17 protein-coding genes are annotated in these 18,064 nt (G+C 42.3%); 8 read left to right on the top strand and 9 right to left on the bottom strand.

Features of this window, described 5'->3' with window-relative positions; all coding sequences use genetic code 11:
- Window positions 1-5: 5 nt before the first annotated feature.
- A complete protein-coding gene (locus PHE37_RS06570; RefSeq protein ID WP_299993320.1) occupies window positions 6-824 on the bottom strand; it encodes a tetratricopeptide repeat protein in 819 nt (272 codons plus the stop codon).
- Between the two features lie 316 nt (window positions 825-1,140).
- Between PHE37_RS06570 and PHE37_RS06575 the strand changes: the two genes are divergently transcribed.
- From PHE37_RS06575 to PHE37_RS06595, 5 genes are all read left to right on the top strand, one after another.
- On the top strand, window positions 1,141-1,782 hold the full coding sequence (locus tag PHE37_RS06575; RefSeq protein WP_299993321.1) for a phosphatase PAP2 family protein: 642 nt from the start codon (window positions 1,141-1,143) through the stop codon (window positions 1,780-1,782).
- 103 nt (window positions 1,783-1,885) lie between these two features.
- Window positions 1,886-2,800 carry a lysylphosphatidylglycerol synthase transmembrane domain-containing protein gene (locus PHE37_RS06580; protein WP_299993323.1) on the top strand — a complete coding sequence of 305 codons (915 nt, stop codon included), beginning with the start codon at window positions 1,886-1,888 and terminating at the stop codon, window positions 2,798-2,800.
- 20 nt (window positions 2,801-2,820) lie between these two features.
- Complete coding sequence (locus PHE37_RS06585) at window positions 2,821-4,053, top strand: glycosyltransferase family 9 protein (RefSeq protein ID WP_299993324.1); 1,233 nt, start codon at window positions 2,821-2,823, stop codon at window positions 4,051-4,053.
- Between the two features lie 2 nt (window positions 4,054-4,055).
- Complete coding sequence (locus tag PHE37_RS06590) at window positions 4,056-5,504, top strand: glycosyltransferase family 39 protein (protein ID WP_299993326.1); 1,449 nt, start codon at window positions 4,056-4,058, stop codon at window positions 5,502-5,504.
- Between the two features lie 71 nt (window positions 5,505-5,575).
- Entirely contained in the window at window positions 5,576-6,106 is a 531-nt protein-coding gene (locus PHE37_RS06595) for a hypothetical protein (RefSeq protein WP_299993328.1), read from the top strand.
- Between the two features lie 6 nt (window positions 6,107-6,112).
- Here the strand turns inward: PHE37_RS06595 and PHE37_RS06600 are convergent, their stop codons facing one another.
- Window positions 6,113-6,808 (bottom strand): hypothetical protein, encoded by a 696-nt coding sequence (locus tag PHE37_RS06600; RefSeq protein WP_299993329.1) that lies wholly within the window; start codon window positions 6,806-6,808, stop codon window positions 6,113-6,115.
- A gap of 114 nt (window positions 6,809-6,922) precedes the next feature.
- Between PHE37_RS06600 and galU the strand changes: the two genes are divergently transcribed.
- A complete protein-coding gene (gene galU / locus PHE37_RS06605; RefSeq protein WP_299993331.1) occupies window positions 6,923-7,747 on the top strand; it encodes a UTP--glucose-1-phosphate uridylyltransferase GalU in 825 nt (274 codons plus the stop codon).
- Window positions 7,748-7,839: 92 nt separating this feature from the next.
- On the opposite strand, the gene PHE37_RS06610 is transcribed toward galU, so the two are convergent.
- The 6 genes from PHE37_RS06610 to pyrH are packed head-to-tail and all read right to left on the bottom strand — an operon-like array spanning window position 7,840 to window position 14,822.
- The gene (locus tag PHE37_RS06610) at window positions 7,840-9,393 is read right to left on the bottom strand and encodes an N-acetylmuramoyl-L-alanine amidase (RefSeq protein ID WP_299993332.1); all 1,554 of its coding nucleotides are present in this window, start codon (window positions 9,391-9,393) and stop codon (window positions 7,840-7,842) included.
- A gap of 7 nt (window positions 9,394-9,400) precedes the next feature.
- On the bottom strand, window positions 9,401-10,492 hold the full coding sequence (locus PHE37_RS06615; protein WP_299993334.1) for a nitronate monooxygenase: 1,092 nt from the start codon (window positions 10,490-10,492) through the stop codon (window positions 9,401-9,403).
- Window positions 10,489-11,691 (bottom strand): tyrosine--tRNA ligase, encoded by a 1,203-nt coding sequence (gene tyrS, locus PHE37_RS06620; RefSeq protein WP_299993336.1) that lies wholly within the window; start codon window positions 11,689-11,691, stop codon window positions 10,489-10,491. Before tyrS ends, PHE37_RS06615 begins: the two co-directional genes overlap by 4 nt.
- Window positions 11,692-11,694: 3 nt before the next feature.
- A complete protein-coding gene (locus PHE37_RS06625) occupies window positions 11,695-13,854 on the bottom strand; it encodes a RelA/SpoT family protein (protein ID WP_299993338.1) in 2,160 nt (719 codons plus the stop codon).
- Between the two features lie 21 nt (window positions 13,855-13,875).
- On the bottom strand, window positions 13,876-14,091 hold the full coding sequence (locus PHE37_RS06630; protein WP_299987834.1) for a DNA-directed RNA polymerase subunit omega: 216 nt from the start codon (window positions 14,089-14,091) through the stop codon (window positions 13,876-13,878).
- A gap of 20 nt (window positions 14,092-14,111) precedes the next feature.
- Complete coding sequence (gene pyrH, locus PHE37_RS06635; RefSeq protein WP_299993340.1) at window positions 14,112-14,822, bottom strand: UMP kinase; 711 nt, start codon at window positions 14,820-14,822, stop codon at window positions 14,112-14,114.
- Between the two features lie 95 nt (window positions 14,823-14,917).
- Between pyrH and PHE37_RS06640 the strand changes: the two genes are divergently transcribed.
- Together PHE37_RS06640 and PHE37_RS06645 are read left to right on the top strand one after the other, a co-directional pair.
- Complete coding sequence (locus PHE37_RS06640; protein ID WP_299993341.1) at window positions 14,918-16,246, top strand: hypothetical protein; 1,329 nt, start codon at window positions 14,918-14,920, stop codon at window positions 16,244-16,246.
- 2 nt (window positions 16,247-16,248) lie between these two features.
- Window positions 16,249-17,346: a trypsin-like peptidase domain-containing protein gene (locus PHE37_RS06645; protein WP_299993342.1), complete on the top strand. Its 1,098-nt coding sequence runs from the start codon at window positions 16,249-16,251 to the stop codon at window positions 17,344-17,346.
- A 51-nt stretch (window positions 17,347-17,397) separates the two neighbouring features.
- On the opposite strand, the gene PHE37_RS06650 is transcribed toward PHE37_RS06645, so the two are convergent.
- Window positions 17,398-18,015 (bottom strand): DUF502 domain-containing protein, encoded by a 618-nt coding sequence (locus tag PHE37_RS06650; RefSeq protein WP_299993344.1) that lies wholly within the window; start codon window positions 18,013-18,015, stop codon window positions 17,398-17,400.
- Window positions 18,016-18,064: the final 49 nt, after the last annotated feature.

Genomic DNA, 18,064 nt, shown 5'->3' on the forward strand with positions numbered 1-18,064 from the left:
CAAACTCACCAATTATCATCACCGGAATCTGACAGTGTATCAGAAGAGTTATCATCCCATGAGGAATTGTCTTCTACTCCGAAATCGTTGCCGCCCATATCATAGGAAGGTTCATTATTCACGATTGGCGTATTGTTTATATTCTCATGCATATTGTTTGATGATGAACCATCCATGAAGTGGTGCATCAGTTCTTCCCCTGCTACAAAACCGGCACCGGCAGCAGCCCCGGTTGCCAAACCGGACATTATTCCACCGCCCAATCCACTGCTTTGCGGAGGATAAGACGGCCCATACGGATTATTTGGATTCGGATAGTTTGCATATCCTCCGCTTGTACCGCCGTTGTACTGAGCAGGATATCCGTTGTTTCGTGAAGAAAAAGAACGGATAGCTAACCAGACCAGCACAAGAGCACCTAAAGCCAAAAGTATCATTGTCCATGGAATAGGATGATTATTGGATTGGGCGGCACCTACGGGACTTGTATTCATCTGTACATTAGAAGAGATAGCCAAATGCTGTTTTAAACTTTGAACGGCTTGCGGTTTAGCAAACGGTAAACCGGGTGCAAGTTTTTCAGCATTTTCAAGTTCATTTTTGGCATCAGACAAATTGCCTTGTCGAACCAGTATTTCTGCATCAACATAATGTGCTTTAGCACTTTCGGGATGCACTTTTAAGACTTGTTCAACCATTCGGTGGGCACCGTTCAAATCTCCTGACTCTGCGGCCTGATAGACTTGGTGAATACTCGTAACAGTGTCAGCGTATGCAAAAAAAACACTCATAAGCACTACACCTGCAATTTTAGAAAATGACATTTTTTTCCTTTATCTTTTTAGACGTTTTGTTCAAAATAATTCTAAACAAGATATACAAATGAATACATAATGAGTATAGATATATGAGATAAATGCTCTTTCAATGTGACGAGTAAAGAAAGAGCTTAACTTAAGGAGTTGAAGAATGAAGCCCTTTTGATTTGTTCAAACCATTGGGTTAAAGAAGTATGAATCAAAATGGTAAACGAATAAGAATATTTTATTATTGAACTCTATTTATTACAGTACGGTCACTTCAAATCCAAGTATTTACCATCCTTTTATAATATTCTCAAAATTTATAAAAAGGGCTTTTTTGCCAACGAACAGATATATCATTTATACGTCAATTGCCGTAGTGTTAAGTGCATGTTTTTCCTATTTTTTTGTAGACAGATCTCTTGCCCTTTATTTTCATAATTTGCACAGTTATTGGGTTGATCCCTTATTTCACGATATTACTAAAATCGGAGATTCTCAATATAGCTTGTTTTTAACCTTTACTCTTTTTTTATTCTCTTATAAAAAAAATCATCAATTTGCCTACAAAGCTTTATATCTCTTTAGTATTGTAGCCATCAGCGGTCTTTTGGTCGATCTGATAAAAATCATTGTCGGACGTTTACGACCTGATATGTTATTTGAACATAATATGTATGGATTTGTAGGTTTTCACTTGGGTTCAGAGTTCAATTCATTACCATCGGGTCATTCTGCAACAGCTTTTGCGCTATGTATCGGACTCACACTACTATCTCCGAAACATAAAATGCTGTTTCTTATGATTGCCGTTTTGGTTTGTGCCAGTCGTGTAATACTCAATTTCCATTACTTGAGTGATGTTTTGGTCGGAGGCCTCATAGGCGGGTTGGTAGCATATTTTATGTACCAAAAATATATGTTGCATCATAAACTATTTCATACTTCTGAAGTTACGTTAAACAGTAAAACTCATTGATTACGGTGTTACCTCAGTGCAATTAACAAAAGCTACAATAAACAAAGATTCTGCGGAACAACTATCAGAAACTCCGTTCAATGCAGTACTCAGTAGGATACGTATGTTTAACATGATCAATATTCTAAAATTCTCTTTCTCCCTCCTTTTTTTATGGATCGCATTTAGAGTGGTGAACTTTCATACGGTTGTTCCTATCATTATGCATGCTGACAGAACTTTTATTATTTTCGCTTTTATTCTTCAATTGGCCAGTACGATCCTTGCTTCCTATCGATGGTCACTTATTATGGGTGCACTCCATTTTCATCAAACCTTTTTATTTTATTTGGGAAGTTATTTCAAAGGAGCTTTTTTCAATCAGGCATTGCCCGGGAGTATCGGAGGTGACGCAGTTCGAGGGCTTGAGCTTGGGAGTATGGGATACAGTAAAAAAGAAGCTTTCGCCGGTATTTTCATAGACCGTATTGTCGGACTCGTAGGACTTTTGATTTTAAATTTCAGTGCAAATTTATTGAGTCATGATCTTTTACCAATATGGCTGTTTCATCTGGTCAATATGATTTGTATCGGCGGTATAATAGGCTTTAGTACTCTTATCGTATTACATAAAATACAATGGCTCCATACCTATAAAGCCACCCGTTTATTTGCAAATCTTTCGCATCGTTTTCGACAAGTCTATGCTACCAGACAAACGATCCTCGTTCAGGTCGGATTATCAGTCATCATCCATTTTTTATCTGTTTTGGCGTTTTATGAAATAGCCCGTTCAGTCGGGATTCCTTTGCCGCTGAGCCTTTTTTTGGTCGTAGTCCCTCCGGTCTTTTTGCTTACCATTGTTCCGATATCACTGGCGGGTTGGGGAGTGCGTGAAAGTGCGATGGTCGGGATTTTTATCCTAGTCGGCGGTTCCAAAGAGGCTATCCTCTCCGTTTCTCTTTTATATGGAATCATGCTGATTATCGCGAGCTTACCGGGGTTGTTGATTTGGGCCAGAGGGAAAAGGCTTGTTTAATATTTTGGTAGGAGCGAAGCATGCATGTTGATACGATGAGGAATGTCGATTATTGGGTCGGGATTCCGTTGTGTTTTGTCGGGACTCTCATTCAAAAATCATTATCATGGCTCCCATCCAAACGTACTGCCTCCCCTACAAACATTCTTTTGATCGAACTCTCGGAAATGGGAAGTACCATCCTTGTTGATCCTGCGATGCAAAAACTCAAACGCGAGTTAAACGCAAATCTTCACTTTGTCATCTTTAAAAAGAACAAACCAAGCCTTGATCTTCTCAAAACCGTACCGGAAGAGAATATATTTACCATCCGTGAAGAAAGCCTTTTCTCACTTGTTGCCGATACGATCCGTTTTTTATTTTGGACACGGGCGAAACAGATCGATACCGTAATCGATTTGGAACTTTTTTCCCGTTTTACGGCACTTTTGAGCGGTTTCTCCGGTGCACAGAGAAAAGTGGGTTTTCATGCATTTTACAATGAAGGGCTTTATCGCGGATCAATGCTGACACATGAAGTGGCCTACAACCCTCACCAGCACATCAGTAAAAACTTTATCGCGCTGGTCAATTCTTTGCTGATTAACAGCCATCAAATTCCCTACAGCAAAACTGCAGTAGGTGATGAAGAAATCGTTTTAAATAAAGTGTCAGTACCCCCTGAAGAGCAATACAAAATGCGACAAAAAATAGCTGACCAGTATCCTCTCTACGATTCAAACTACCATCATATAGTCCTCTTTAACGCCAATGCCAGTGATATGATGCCCCTTCGCAGGTGGGATCAAAAAAATTATATCCATCTTGCGAAACGGATATTGGACGCTCACCCTGAGATCATCATTCTTCTCACCGGTGCCCCCGCTGAATTTGAAGGATTGCAAAATATTCCCGATGCTCTGCCATCGGATCGATGCATCAATTTTGCCGGAAAAATAGCGTTTTCTGAGTTGGTTGCTCTGTATGAAATCTCCGAATTCATGCTTACAAACGATTCGGGACCGGGACATTTTTCTGCTGTTACCTCCATGCCCTCTTTTGTGTTTTTCGGCCCGGAAACACCAAAACTGTACGGATCATTGGGTATCACTACTCCCATTTATGCCGGACTTGCATGTTCACCGTGCGTGAGTGCCACCAATCACCGTAAATCTGCGTGCAACGACAATCTTTGTATGCAAGCAATCGGTGTAGATGCTGTCTATTCGCTTCTTCAGCCTTCATTGCTTAAAAGCCGTTTTGAACAGGTGTAGAGATGCCTCATAAAAAAATCTTTTTTTTAATCCTTTTTTTTACCGTTATGCGGCTTGTGGTCGCACCCTCATTCGGTCTGGGTGTTGATGAAGCGCATTATGTCCTTTACGGACATTTTCTCGATTTAAGCTATGTTGATCATCCTCCACTTGTCGGATGGACTCAGGCGCTGTTTGCACATCTTTTTGGGGAAAGCGTTTTTTGGGCGCGCGTTCCGGCCATACTTCTAATGATGCTCATTTCATGGGAAAGTTACCGCTTTCTCCTTTTTTCAAAAGCTACAGAATCCCAAGCGCTTTGGGGCGTTACTGCCCTGAACAGCTCTTTTATGTTTGGAGCAATCGGGCTTATGCTTTTGCCTGAAAACTTTCTCCTTGCATTGGTTTTTCCCATCATAATGAGCGTATTACGGATTGAGGCAGATGGGAAAACAACGGATTATATATGGTTGGGAATATGGCTTGGGTTGGCGGGGCTCTCCAAATACACGGCAGTTATTCTATTACCGCCCCTACTTTTGTATATCCTGTCAAAACGGCGCTTTGATTTACTGATCAATCCACGCATTCTTTTGTCCGCGATCATCGGATTTATTTTGATCTTACCGGTCATCTTTTGGAATGCTTCACATCAGTGGGTTAGTTTTGCCTATCAATCCTCTCATGTTGCAGGAAGCACTGTTATCGCTTTTAAACCGTTTATCCGATCTTTGGCAGCCCAATTCGGCGCATATAACCCTTTTTTATTTATTATTGCAATCTATGGAATCATTGTTTCGTTTCGCTCTAAAAATTCGGCTATCATCCTTGCCCTGTGGATCGGCCTGTCAATTGAACTCTTTTTTATACTTACATCGTTTTTAAAGCCGGTTTTACCTCATTGGCCTGCACTCTTTTATCTTTTATTTATCCCGATAGGAACCGTTGCTCTGCTGTCTCGCGGAGGAAAATACGGATCGATTGCACGCGGCAGCATTCTCATTTCATTGCTGCTAAGTCTTCTAATACATGCCGAACTTTCCGCGAAGTGGGGGGATTTTCCGGATTACAAATCTCCGTTTCGCGATATTTATGGATTTGATACTCAAATTCGTGACGGTGTAACCTTACTTAATGCCCTTCCCACCCCTAAAAAGGCATTAGCCGTCACCAACTGGAGCTATGGTAGCCGTCTGCATTACTATGCACTCCCTTATGGAATTAAAACATTTGTTTTGGATAATTACAACCGACAATTCGCTCTCTGGGAAAAAGAAAGTCCTATCGGATATGATTTAATCCTGCTTCATTCGCATTTTTCCGACATTCCTGATTCCCTTCAGTGCGAAGAAACTCAAACGCTCAAAAAAGAAGACATCCTTTTAAACGGCAGAAAGGTCGATACGGTAGAGTATCTGTGGTGTAAAAATTATCAGGGTATTGGGCAGACAAAAGTGACCGCCACTCAGTAAGTCTCATTCCCGATCTGTTTTAAATAGTCCTTTATTTCTGTATAATTGATCTAAATTTTTGAGGGACAATCATGGCAAATCTCCTTACACTCCTCGTTATTGTTGCAGCCGGATATTGGGTGATGCTCATCATTTCTCGTAAAAAACGAGAGTTGAGCGAAAAAGAACTCTATCAAAAAGAACAATTTTTAAAAGACACACAATCAATCCTTAAAACTGAATCACCCTCATATAACAAGCCGTCTGCTCCAATACAGCCAAATACTTCCTCTCCTGACAGCCTATACTGCACAACAGTTGAGCAATCTTTCCAAAAACAAGGATTTACCATTACAGATAGTGTTAAAGCAGATGGAATTGATTTTATCGGATTAAAAGATAAAGAGTTACTCTTAATTCGGTGCGAAAATCGTCTCAAAGAGATCACAATATCCGATCTAAAAACATTTATTGCAGACTGTGCAGTCTATATTGATAAAAATCCTATATTTGAGGGAAGGTCGAGCATGCGTATCTATGCAACCAACTGCCCTATTACCGAAGAAGCGCAAGAGTTTATACGTAACAATCCGTCCACCTTGCGTCTATTTACAGAAGATTAAAAGAGTTTAACGGTCATGTCCATGGTCGTTTCCCCGTCCATTATCACTGCGGTCTTGGTTTTTGCCTTGGTTGTCATTTTTACCATGGTTGTTCTTATCTCTTTGATCATTACGTAAACCTCGATCATCACGGCGCTCCTCTTGTCTCATCTCCCGATATTCATTACGATCTTTAGTTCCACGGTAATACTGATCAATATTTATATATCTTTCGCCTTTTCTACGACGATCAATGACTTCGTCCGGACTGATATGATGGTAATCGGATAGGAAGCGAACATTTACCAAATCAACGATTTCGGCATCCCGTAAATGGTGTCTATTATTACGATAACCATACGCTTCACCGTACGGAGGGCCAAAGTGCTGATGGCTGTTAATAACATAAATTCTGTATGGATCCAGTCCAAGACGGAAGGTAATATCCCACCAGCTAAAACCTCGCAATCGCAAATCGCTGATATATCGGGCATCTCTATGGGATTCACGCGCCAAATAATAAACAACACTCATTTCATCCCGTGGTATTGAACGCTCTATTACGACAATTTCTTGTGGAGGAACACGATAATAGTCACCGATGGAGAGAGAAAAGCCATTGATCCCTCGATCAGAGCCGGAAACTCCGACATCAAAATTTGTAGCACTTAGCGATGTATACATACATCCGCTCATTAAGACTAAAAGTACCTTTTTTTTCATACTACCATCCCCCTCTATCTTTTTCTAATAGTATCGTACAAATTGTTAGCATACAGTAAACGGATTTTCTACAGAATAATGAGATAAAATAACGTTTACAATTAAGGAGCCATAATGATAAAAAAATGCCTTTTCCCAGCTGCCGGGTATGGTACTCGCTTTTTGCCTGCTACCAAAGCAATGCCCAAAGAGATGCTTCCCGTATTGACAAAACCATTAATCCAATACGGCGTCGAAGAGGCCGTTGAAGCGGGAATGAATACGATGGCAATCGTAACAGGGCGCGGTAAACGGGCATTGGAAGATCATTTTGACGTAAGCTATGAACTCGAGCACCAAATCCAAGGAACTTCAAAAGAGCATTATCTCGATGAGATCCGTACCCTAATCGACAAATGTACCTTTTCCTATACACGTCAAAATGAGATGAAGGGGTTAGGACATGCTATCCTCACCGGAGAAACATTAATCGGGAATGAGCCTTTTGCCGTTCTATTGGCGGATGACTTATGTGATGGTGACAATGAAGGTGTATTGACCCAGATGGTTGCACTCTATAATAAATATAAATGCTCTATCGTCGCAATCGAAGAAGTTGATCCAAGCCAAACTAACCGTTACGGAATTATCGAAGGTAAAGAGATAGAAGAGGGAGTCTATATGATCACTAATATGGTTGAAAAACCTGATCCGGAAGTCGCTCCAAGCAATCTCGCAATTATCGGACGCTATATCCTCACTCCAGATATTTTCCGTATCATTGAACGGACAAAACCCGGTAAAGGGGGAGAAATCCAGATTACTGACGCTCTAATGTCCCAAGCCATGAGCGGAATGGTTCTTGCCTATAAGTTTAAAGGGAAACGATTCGACTGCGGAAGTGTTGAAGGATTTGTAGAAGCAACCAACTACTTCTACGAGAAAAGTAACGAAAAATAAAAACTATAGAACCAAAGGTACTGAGCCTACTACTGAAGTAAACCTAGTGTTTGCGTAGCAAAACCGGATTTTGTTCTGTTTTGCGTATAAAATTAACTGTTATTTGCGAAATAGTGCATTACACCGTCGACCAATCCGTCCACCATCCAACGCTGATATTTATCATCCGCAATCCGAACGGCTTCATCCGGATTACTGATATATCCGACTTCAACCAATACAGCAGGCATCTGTGCTCCGACTAGAACCCAAAAAGGTGCTTCTCTTACACCGTTATCATGAACATTAGGGAATTGTTTGCGCAAACTTCCCAATATCCCTTTTTGCAAATCTATACCCAATTTATTGGAAGCAATAATTTTTTCTTTATTCAAGAAACTTAAAAAACTGAGTTTTCCGTAGGCACCCATTTCACCCATATCTTGAGAGTTTTCCGAAGCTGCAACACGCATAGCACGCTCGCTCCGCGTAGGTGAGAGGAAATACGTCTCAAGTCCTTGGGCTGCAGCGGGATCTGATGTTTTAGGGATAGAATTGGCGTGAATAGAGATGAATAAATCCGCCTCTTTATCATTCGCAAATTTAGTGCGATCTTTCAATTCAATAAACGTATCGTTACTACGGGTCATATGTACGGTGTAGCCTTGCGAGCGAAGTTTATCGGCCAGTTTGGTCCCGATTTGCAACACTATGTCTTTTTCCATGAAGCTATTGCCGGTCGCACCGCTGTCTTTTCCCCCGTGACCCGGATCGATCACGATTATTTTTTTACTTCGGTCACGCGGCGTGACCGTTACAAGCGGTGGGAGTGCAGCGATTAGAGGAGGTTCCTGTACTTCCGGCTTAGCTACCGGAAGAGTTGCAAGAGGAGAGGTGATTTTCGGAGGCTCAAGAGAAAGGTCAATGTAAAGTGTTGCCCCCTGTGGAGCTACTTTGATTGAGATAGCCTGATTATGTTCAATAACCAAACGGATCGTTTTGGAGTTAAATTGCGACATTTGTATTCGATTGATATTTTGATGTTCTAATGTCTGACTTCGTGAAAGCGTAGACGAATCGATATCGATGATATATCGGAATCGCTGTTTATCCGCCTCGATAATTTTTGACATTTTGATTTCAGAGGACTGTACAGGAGAATCAAAAAGCAATTCCAGCCCTTTGTCTTTCCATTTGGCATCAAGTAATCGGTGTCTCATCGTCATAGACACTTCAGGTTTATGAAGAATCGGTTCAATTTTGATCATTTTTTCCGGTTCAGGCGTAGCAAACTTATTGACGAACGATGTCGGTTTAATTACCGTCTCCGAAGGAGTTTTTTCACTCTCTTTTGTCGTTGCCGCTGCAGGAACTGAATCAATCGATTTTCCGTTTATCTTTGCAAGATCGGCTTGATATTTACTAACGTCAATTCCGAGTTTTCCTCCACTTTGAACAATCCCTTCTAGGGCTTCATGAGCTAATGTCGTGTTTTTGTCCAGCATAGCTCGGAGGTATAATGTTTTAAACTCATTATATCCTCGAAACTGCTCGATTTCATCATTGCTCTCTAAGGCCTTGGTCGCTGAATCCAAACGTTCGGATAGATTAACTCCCATCAGAGTTGTCATCATCAACAATAGAATCAAGAGGATACGGGACAGCACGCTGATGCTACTCCCCTTTTGTTAATTTTTCCATCAACTCTTTGACAGAAATAATTTTATCGATTCGGTAGCCGTTACTGCCTGAAAAGAAAAGGCCCAATTCGACATCTCCGTTATAGGCATCACTTAAACGGTCTGCAATACAAAAACCGACCTCTTTTGCTTCAACGCCGCGATTACAAGGGGCGACACAATTGGAGATACACTTAATCGACGGACCGGTACGGGTATCGATAAGATTTCGTAAGTTCGTTCGTACTCCGCGGGCAGGATATCCTACCGGAGATTTCATTAGCGTAATATCCTCTTCTTTTGCATCCATAAGAACTTGTTTAAAGTTTTCATGAGCATCACACTCATAAGTACCGATAAAACGGGTACCCATTTGTACTCCGCTCGCGCCCAATGCCATCATAGCATCGATATCGTTTTTGTCCCAAATTCCCCCTGCTGCTATAACAGGAATATTGCCCCACAAAGCAGCTTCTTCAACGACGGGACGAACGAGATTTTCGAGCTGATACTCTTCCATTGCACATTGCTCGTACGTAAATCCTTGATGTCCTCCGCTTAGCGGCCCTTCCAGAACAACCGCATCAGGAAGACGGTTATAACGTTTCTGCCAGCGTTTACAAATAATTGAAAGCGCTTTAGCCGAAGATACAATAGGTACAAGAGCGACATCGGGATAATCCGCCGTAAATTCAGGCATATTTGTCGGTAATCCGGCACCGGTAATAATAATATCTATTCCGGCTTCACATGCATCATGCACAACTCTGCCGTAATCATTGATGGCATACAATACGTTACAGGCTAACGGAGCATCACCACAGACTTTTCGCGCATTTTCAACGATTGCCATAAGTCCTTTTTTGGAGTAAAAATTCTCCGCATCCAAAGGTCGGTTTGCGATCAGTTTATCCGCGAACGCTTTATTCTCATAGTATCCGGTTCCGACAGAACTGATAACACCAAGACCGCCTTCTGATGAAACAGCCCCCGCTAATTTATCCCAGCTGATACCGACACCCATTCCGCCTTGAACGATAGGAATCCGAATGGTATGTTTGCCGATTTGAATTGGTTTGAAGCTCATTGGGTCACCTTTAATCGCGCAAATTTTCGTTTTCCAACCTGCAGAATGTATTCACCCGCTTCCAGTTGGTACTGTTCGTCGCTCAGTTTATTTTGATCGATTTTAACAGAGCCTTGCTTAATCTCCCGACGGGCTTGGGAAGTAGAAGGGCTGAGGGCACAATCCACTAAAGCTTTGGCAATCCACACAGCCCCTTCAATGGTAAATTCATCCATTTCAGTCGGAATTTCACTTTGAGCATGAACACGCTCGAATTCTGCCTGAGCATTCACTGCCGCATCGTGAGAATAAAATCGTTCCGTAATTTCCAATGCCAATGCTTCTTTTACCTTTTTAGGGTGCAGAGAACCGTTTTCGACTCCGATTTTAAGAGCTTCGATCTCATCCAGACTTAGAGCGCTTAAAAGTTCATAATAACGCCACATCAGCGTATCACTGATACTGAGGATTTTCCCGAACATCTCGTTCGGAGCATCTGCTACGGCGATATAATTCCCTAATGATTTGGACATTTTCTGTACGCCGTCCAACCCTTCCAAAATCGGCATCATAAGCACTGCCTGCTCTTTGCCGATTTCATACACACGCTGTAGATGGCGTCCCATCAAAAGGTTGAATTTTTGGTCGGTTCCGCCGATTTCGATATCGCTTTTGAGATGGACACTGTCATATCCTTGAAGGAGAGGATACAAAAATTCGCTGATGGAAATTGAAATCCCCGCTTTATGCCGTTTATCAAAATCGTCGCGTTCCAACATACGTGCTACGTTATACGTGGTAGTGAGTTCCAGCATACCTGCCGCACCCAAAGGGTTGATCCACTCCGAGTTAAAGACGACCGTTGTTTTTTCAGGGTCGAGAATTTTAAATACTTGGCTTTTATAGCTTTGCGCATTTTCTTCGATCTGTGCCGGAAGCAATTTTTTACGGGTCTCGCTTTTACCGGTCGGATCTCCGATCTGTGCCGTAAAATCGCCGATCAAAAATTGGATATGAGCTCCGAATTTTTGAAAAGCAGCCAACTTTTGAAGCAAGACCGTATGTCCCAGATGCAAATCGGGAGCGGTAGGGTCAAAACCGGCCTTAACCGTATACGTTTCACCTTTTTCAAAATAATTTTTAAGAAGTGTTTCAATACGTGCTTCATCGATAATTTCGGCAGTACCTCGTCTAATCTCTCGTAAGGCTGTTTGTATCATGATTTATCCTTGGCTTCGGTACGCATCATCCGTCCGAAAAAATTGTATGATTTTCCCTTTTCTCTCCAATTTGGAGCGCAAGCGGTTAATATCCGCTTCGAGGGTTTGAAATTCCATTTCGCAGTATTGCGTATGCTCCGATTTCTCTTTTCCGAGTTCAATACTGTTGATATCGGCACCCATTTTTGCCATATAGGTAAGCAAATCGGCCAAAGCTCCCTGAGCGCTTTGCATACTGATGATAAGATGGTAGCGGTAATAGTGCTGGGATTTCCAACGCACAAAGACCATCGGTTCTCTACGATCGATCATCACTGCGGCATTTTTACACATTTTATGGTGGATATGGGCTTTGCCATCTTGTAAAAAAGCAACGATTTCATCCCCCGTTTTCGGATGGCAGCAATAATCAAAAACCGCATCACTGACGCTGCTGTTTGAATACACTTCCAGCGAAGCGAATACATACGGTTTGACCTTAAACCGGTTTCGGGATAAGAAAGCACTAAAACGTTTATTCTCCCCTATCTCTTGACTAAACCGGTTCACGGTTTCTTTGAGTAAATCCAATTCTCTCGGAATACGGGGGCGTTGCTCTTCGAGGTGGGTTTGCGTGAATAATTCATCCGTTTTGACAGAGTCGATACTAAAAATCGTCGTCATAATATTGACACCCGTATCGGTATCGATGGCACGGATACGCTGGTTGCAGTTAGCGCGCATACTCGCTTTGGCTCGAGACGTTTTAACCGCATCAATCCAACTACATCGATTGATTTTTTTCGATGCCGTGGTGATTTTGACAATGTCTCCGTTGTGCAATTCACTCAATAAAGATGCTTTTTCTTTATTGATCAAACACCCCTCAGCACTGTCTCCGATCTCCGTATGAACCGCATAGGCAAAATCAAGAGCGACTGCACCGCGCGGAAGGGTAAACGGTTTTCCTTTCGGGGAGAAAACACTGATGTCTTCGCTGAAAAGATCATTTTTGATCAGTTCATAAAATGCTTCGACCGATTCGTTTTGATACTGAAGATTATGAAGCCAATCAAGACTGATCGGATTGTTTCCGCCGCTTTTGTATTTCCAGTGTGCCGCGACACCGAGTTCTGCCGTTTTATGCATTTCATAGGTACGGATCTGCACCTCGAAAATCGCCGTCGAATCAAATACCGACGTATGAAGCGTCTGATACCCGTTCTCTTTAGGAATTGCTATGTAATCTTTAAAACGTGAACTGAGCGGTTGAAAGTTGAGATGTACCATTCCGAAAACCCGATAACAGTCAATCGGTTTTTTAACCAAAATACGAACCGCCAACAGGTCCAGAATCTCATCGATACTGATCCCTTTGCGCTGCATTTTAAGATAAATGGAATAGTGATGTTTAACACGGCTGAGGATTTCAAAATCTTCCTGGCAAAATCCGTTTTCCAGCATCATTTTGGTCAGTTTTTCGCAGAAATTGCTTAAGCGGGCATTGATTGAGCGGTAATTCTCTTCCAAATACATATCAATAGCCCGTTTCTCTTCGGTAAACAGATATTGGAAACTCAGATCTTCCAATAAGTTTTTGAGAAAAGAGATCCCAAGGCGACTTGCAATTGGAGCGTAAACAACCAGTGTTTCTTCCGCAATACGGTGCTGTTTCGCAGGTGCCAATGCACCCAACGTCAGCATATTATGGAGACGGTCACACAGTTTCACCACCAAAACACGGACATCTTCAATCGAGGCAATAAGCATTTTTCGGAAAGAAAGAGCCGATACAACCAGCTTTTCATCCGAATGCGAAGGGATCAGTTCGGCATCTCGGATGGTATCAATTTTGGTCAATCCCTCAACCAGATGGGCAACATCCACACCGTAGTCACGGGAAACTTCTTCAATCGTGATATGGGTATCTTCGATGACATCATGGAGCAATGCGGCAATTACCATTGCTTCATCCCCCGTTATATTTGCAACAATCGATGCAACTAAAACAGGATGAACAATATACGGTTCACCGCTTTTTCGGAACTGGTTTTGATGTGCCTGCTGAGAAAATGCCAAAGCATTTTGAATAGCTGAGGAAGGATTTATATGCTTGTAGAGATATGCGATCGCACTCTCAACATCATTGATCCCAGTTACTTTTTCAATATCTATCGTATTCAATGATGTGACTTTAGTAAAAAATTAGTCTCGGTCTACAAAGCCTTTGATAGTGATGTGCCCTTCAGCAATCTCCATCAAAGCAATGTCCGCCGTTTTAGCTTTTTTTACATCAACATTTAGTTTTGTTGTTGCTCCGTTTAGAAGCTCTTCTGAGCGTTTTGCGACGGCGATAGCCAATTGGTAACGGTCGATGTTTGCAGTTTCAAGTGCTTTTGCAGTCAATTGTTCGAGTCTCATGTTCTTTCCTTATGTGAGATTTATTGTACGATAGAGCAACGAGTTAGGTTACCCTGGATGATTTCGAGAAGGTTGCCCGGAGTGAACATGTCACACACGATAATCGGCAATTTGTTCTCTTTTGCCAACGCAATGGAGGTATCGTCCATTACTTTGATGTGGTCTTGCAATGCTTGCTCGTAACCGAGGCTAGGAAGCTTGATTGCATCATCGAATTTTTTAGGGTCTTTATCGTAAACTCCGTCTACTTTGGTCGCTTTGATAATAACCTCAGCTCCGATTTCAATGGCACGGAGTGTTGCTGCAGTGTCGGTCGTAAAGAACGGATTTCCGGTACCTGCGGCAAAAATTACCACTCGTCCGCGTTCTAAATGACGAGTTGCACGACGTACGATAAAGGCTTCAGCAATTTGTTCCATTTTGATAGCACTTTGCACACGGACCAACATCCCCTCGTGTTCACACGCTTCTTGCATTGCAATCGCATTAATCACGGTTGCCAACATCCCCATATAATCACCGGACGTTCGACGGATAATACCGTCTTGTGCTGCAGTAACTCCGCGAATGATGTTACCGCCGCCGATGACAATACCCACTTCAATCCCCGCATCAACGAGGGTTTTGATCTCTGTGGCAATAAATTTGAGGATTTTGGTATCGATGCCGTAACCGTTTTCACCAGCCAATGCCTCGCCGGAGAACTTTACTAAAACACGTTTATAGCCCATACAACCCCCTTTTAAATGTCGCGTATTATACTTTATCGTCGCTTTAAGGTTGCTTTGATTACACTAAGCCGATAAGAAGAGAAGGAAAATCTGGGGTGAAGCTGTTCGACACAATTAAGGCTTGGTTCAAACCGCCTCCAATGCACTCTGCTCCACGCTACGGAAGAGGAATTCACGCACTTCCGAACCCTAAAGAAAAAGAACTTTTCGAAAGCGCTGCAGAGGCCCTGATCCGGGGTGATATTCTTGATGGATATGAGTATTTTTTATCGTCGATTATCCACACCGAAACAGCCTTTGTCTATCCCCATCTGAGTATCGGACGAGAGGACGGAATACTCCAATTCAGCTTATTTCAGGGATACGCAGTAATCAAAGGGAAAGTCACCCCGACTTCACTCGAAGCGTACGCCGATATTGCCGTAAGTTCCAAACTCCACGTAGCAACCAAACGCCGCTTTTTAGAACGTAATTTTCAGCTCACCTATTGTCGCTTTAGCAATTCAGAGGGGATCATCAAACTCTCTATTTTGTTAGACAATGCGACCATCACTCCTCAAAAAATATTTTTTCCGCTGCGAGAAATTGCTCTCAACGCAGATTTTGAAAAAGAGTTCATCGCCAGCGAATTTGAAGAATCGGCACTCCTCGACTACGGCCATCTTAATCCGGTTGATCCGATCAAAATTCAACGAAATTATGAGATTATGCAAAAATGGATTCAAGAAACGAAACAAAGTCTTATAGGACTGTTATCCAACGATAATACAGGGATGGCATCGTTTAGCTATCTTGCGCTTTTGCTCCAAATCGACTATCTTTTCCTTCCTCATAAAAAAATGGCAAAAAATATCAGCGAAAAAATAAACGGCTATTTTATGGATGATGAAAAACTCACCGAAGATAAAAATGCGGATTTGGAAAAATATCTGAATGAACTCGAAACGATGGATATCAACACCTTTTCTACCCAATTTTACGATTCTGTGTATACCTTTTCCCCGTTCGAGCAGGCAATGCATGATGAAATTGCCTCCTTCATCGACGAATCGTTGATTAAAGTGCGCTGGTATAAAAACAACCGTTCCACCTATGTTATCAGTGTTATTTATCGCTACATCTCTCTGTATATTCTCTATAATTACGGCCTGCACCCCTCACTGCGGGCATTGCTTCATTTGCATGTCGAAGTCTATGCCTTCGACTTTTTTGAAGGAGAAGGGGAAATTCCGCTCTATGATCCTATTACGCGAACGTTCAAAGAAACCCTTATAACCCAGCGTATTGCTGAAGCGATCGAACCGTATACGAGTCGTTACAAAGGACTTCAGAATTTTGCTAATCTTTTGAACTTCAGTGATTTAGATCACTTTAGCCAAAGTTTTTATCTCCAACTCAAAACTCTCGATTATACGGAAGTATAAAAATGAATACATCAACCCAAAAAATGGTCGAGCAGACAATCGAAAGCATCGTCCAGATTACCAACCCCTACGGAAGTGGAAGCGGATTTTTGATCGATGGCCTTATAATCACCAATTCGCATGTAGTCAGCGGTCTTAAAGAGGTCCTGATCAGTACGAAAACGCTTCCAAAAACCATCGGGACGGTAGTCTATGATGATCCGGCATTCGATCTCGCATTTATCCGTTCACCCATTCCTATCGAGCGCAATCACCCTTTAGTCCTCTCTTCAGAGCCCGTACAAGACGGAGACGGAGTCATCGCCATCGGCCATCCCTACGGTCTGAACTACTCTACGACAGAAGGGATTGTCTCGAAAGCATCCCGATTGCAGGGAGAAGTGGAATACATTCAATTTGATGCCGCGATCAATCCCGGAAACAGCGGAGGGCCGCTGCTCAATGAGTCAGCGGAAGTGATCGGCGTTAATACCTTTATTATTCAAAATTCAAATAATCTCGGATTCGCGCTCCCCTCGTATACCCTCAGTGAAGCACTCAGCCAATTCAATCTCCTCAATAAAGATGATATTATCCGCTGTGTTTCCTGCAAAAATTTAATTCATGAACCTAGTATTCAAAATGACTATTGTCCAAAATGCGGTACAAAACTCGAAGTGGCCAAACGGCGGCGGGAAGGCTACACCCCCTCCGGCGTTGTAGCATTGGTCGAAAAGATTTTGGAAAAGTTGGAAATCAATGTTACCCTTTCTCGTCGCAGTCAGAGAAGCTGGCGTTTTGAGAGAGAAAAGTCACGCATCGATATCAACTACTACGATAACGGAATCGTAATCGCCGATTCGGCACTCTGCCGTATTCCGCAGGAAAATATCGATCTCTTGTACGATTATCTACTCAGTGAAAATGCGAAACTGGAGCGATTGCAGTTCGCGATCAATGAAAATACCGTATACCTCTCCTACATTGTTGTGGATTCTTCACTGAGTGAAGAGTACGGAACCGCATCCCTCAAAAAACTTTTTGACAATGCTCCGCTCTATCAAAAACTCCTGATCGAGCGGTTTAAAGCGCTGGAACCGAAGTTTGATGAGTTTGAATAAGTTTTTCTGCCTCGAATGAGGCAAGCTTTAGTGCCATAGCGGCTAGCGCAGCTAATGGGATTTTATTTCATTAGCGTTCTGAATCAGCATGGATACCTTTTCTTTTTGCGGGAAATCGGCTCCCATACTGATGATAAATGAGGATGCTTCCTGAAGCGTGAGCGAGGTTTTCTTAATCAGGGTTTCATCTACCAGTACCGTATAGCCGCTCGTAGGATTCGGAGATGTCGGGATAAACAGTACGCAGATATTTTCATGACGATTCAGTAAATACGCCGGGACCCACACCCCCTCTTTGGGATATTCGACCAGAACAACCTCTTTCTTCGTCCCGTCTTCACCGCCTGAGAGCATCGCAGCAAGTTTTTTCGAAACCGAATAGACGGAGCGGATGGCAGGTATTTTTTCAAATGTACTGTCGATCATTGAGATAAAAATCGAACGCCCGTACTTTTCGATCGAAAATCCTAAAAGGGCGAAAATGCCTACAACACCAGCCATTAATGCTAACGTCACTTCAAACGAATCGGTGTACTCATGAAGCGACGAATACGCGCTTACACCCAAATTTTTCAAATAGTTGACCACTACGATCACCAAAATCAAAGGAAACAGGGATAATGCCCCGACAAAGATATAACGAAGTAGTAGTTTGAATTTTGCACTCATTTTAGAAAACCTTTATTCTATGACAAATTGTCGAATTATAGAATACTTT

It is taken from the genome of Sulfuricurvum sp. (assembly GCF_028681615.1).
Taxonomy (GTDB): domain Bacteria; phylum Campylobacterota; class Campylobacteria; order Campylobacterales; family Sulfurimonadaceae; genus Sulfuricurvum.

Excerpts from the sequence above, each read along its gene's own strand:
- PHE37_RS06645 (WP_299993342.1), top strand. The coding sequence starts at position 16,249 with ATGAATACATCAACCCAAAAAATGGTCGAGCAGACAATCGAAAGCATC.
- galU (WP_299993331.1), top strand. The coding sequence starts at position 6,923 with ATGATAAAAAAATGCCTTTTCCCAGCTGCCGGGTATGGTACTCGCTTT.
- PHE37_RS06595 (WP_299993328.1), top strand. The coding sequence starts at position 5,576 with ATGGCAAATCTCCTTACACTCCTCGTTATTGTTGCAGCCGGATATTGG.
- PHE37_RS06615 (WP_299993334.1), bottom strand. The coding sequence starts at position 10,492 with ATGAGCTTCAAACCAATTCAAATCGGCAAACATACCATTCGGATTCCT.
- PHE37_RS06600 (WP_299993329.1), bottom strand. The coding sequence starts at position 6,808 with ATGAAAAAAAAGGTACTTTTAGTCTTAATGAGCGGATGTATGTATACA.
- PHE37_RS06580 (WP_299993323.1), top strand. The coding sequence starts at position 1,886 with ATGTTTAACATGATCAATATTCTAAAATTCTCTTTCTCCCTCCTTTTT.
- tyrS (WP_299993336.1), bottom strand. The coding sequence starts at position 11,691 with ATGATACAAACAGCCTTACGAGAGATTAGACGAGGTACTGCCGAAATT.
- PHE37_RS06570 (WP_299993320.1), bottom strand. The coding sequence starts at position 824 with ATGTCATTTTCTAAAATTGCAGGTGTAGTGCTTATGAGTGTTTTTTTT.
- PHE37_RS06650 (WP_299993344.1), bottom strand. The coding sequence starts at position 18,015 with ATGAGTGCAAAATTCAAACTACTACTTCGTTATATCTTTGTCGGGGCA.
- PHE37_RS06590 (WP_299993326.1), top strand. The coding sequence starts at position 4,056 with ATGCCTCATAAAAAAATCTTTTTTTTAATCCTTTTTTTTACCGTTATG.
- PHE37_RS06630 (WP_299987834.1), bottom strand. The coding sequence starts at position 14,091 with ATGAGACTCGAACAATTGACTGCAAAAGCACTTGAAACTGCAAACATC.
- pyrH (WP_299993340.1), bottom strand. The coding sequence starts at position 14,822 with ATGGGCTATAAACGTGTTTTAGTAAAGTTCTCCGGCGAGGCATTGGCT.
- PHE37_RS06585 (WP_299993324.1), top strand. The coding sequence starts at position 2,821 with ATGCATGTTGATACGATGAGGAATGTCGATTATTGGGTCGGGATTCCG.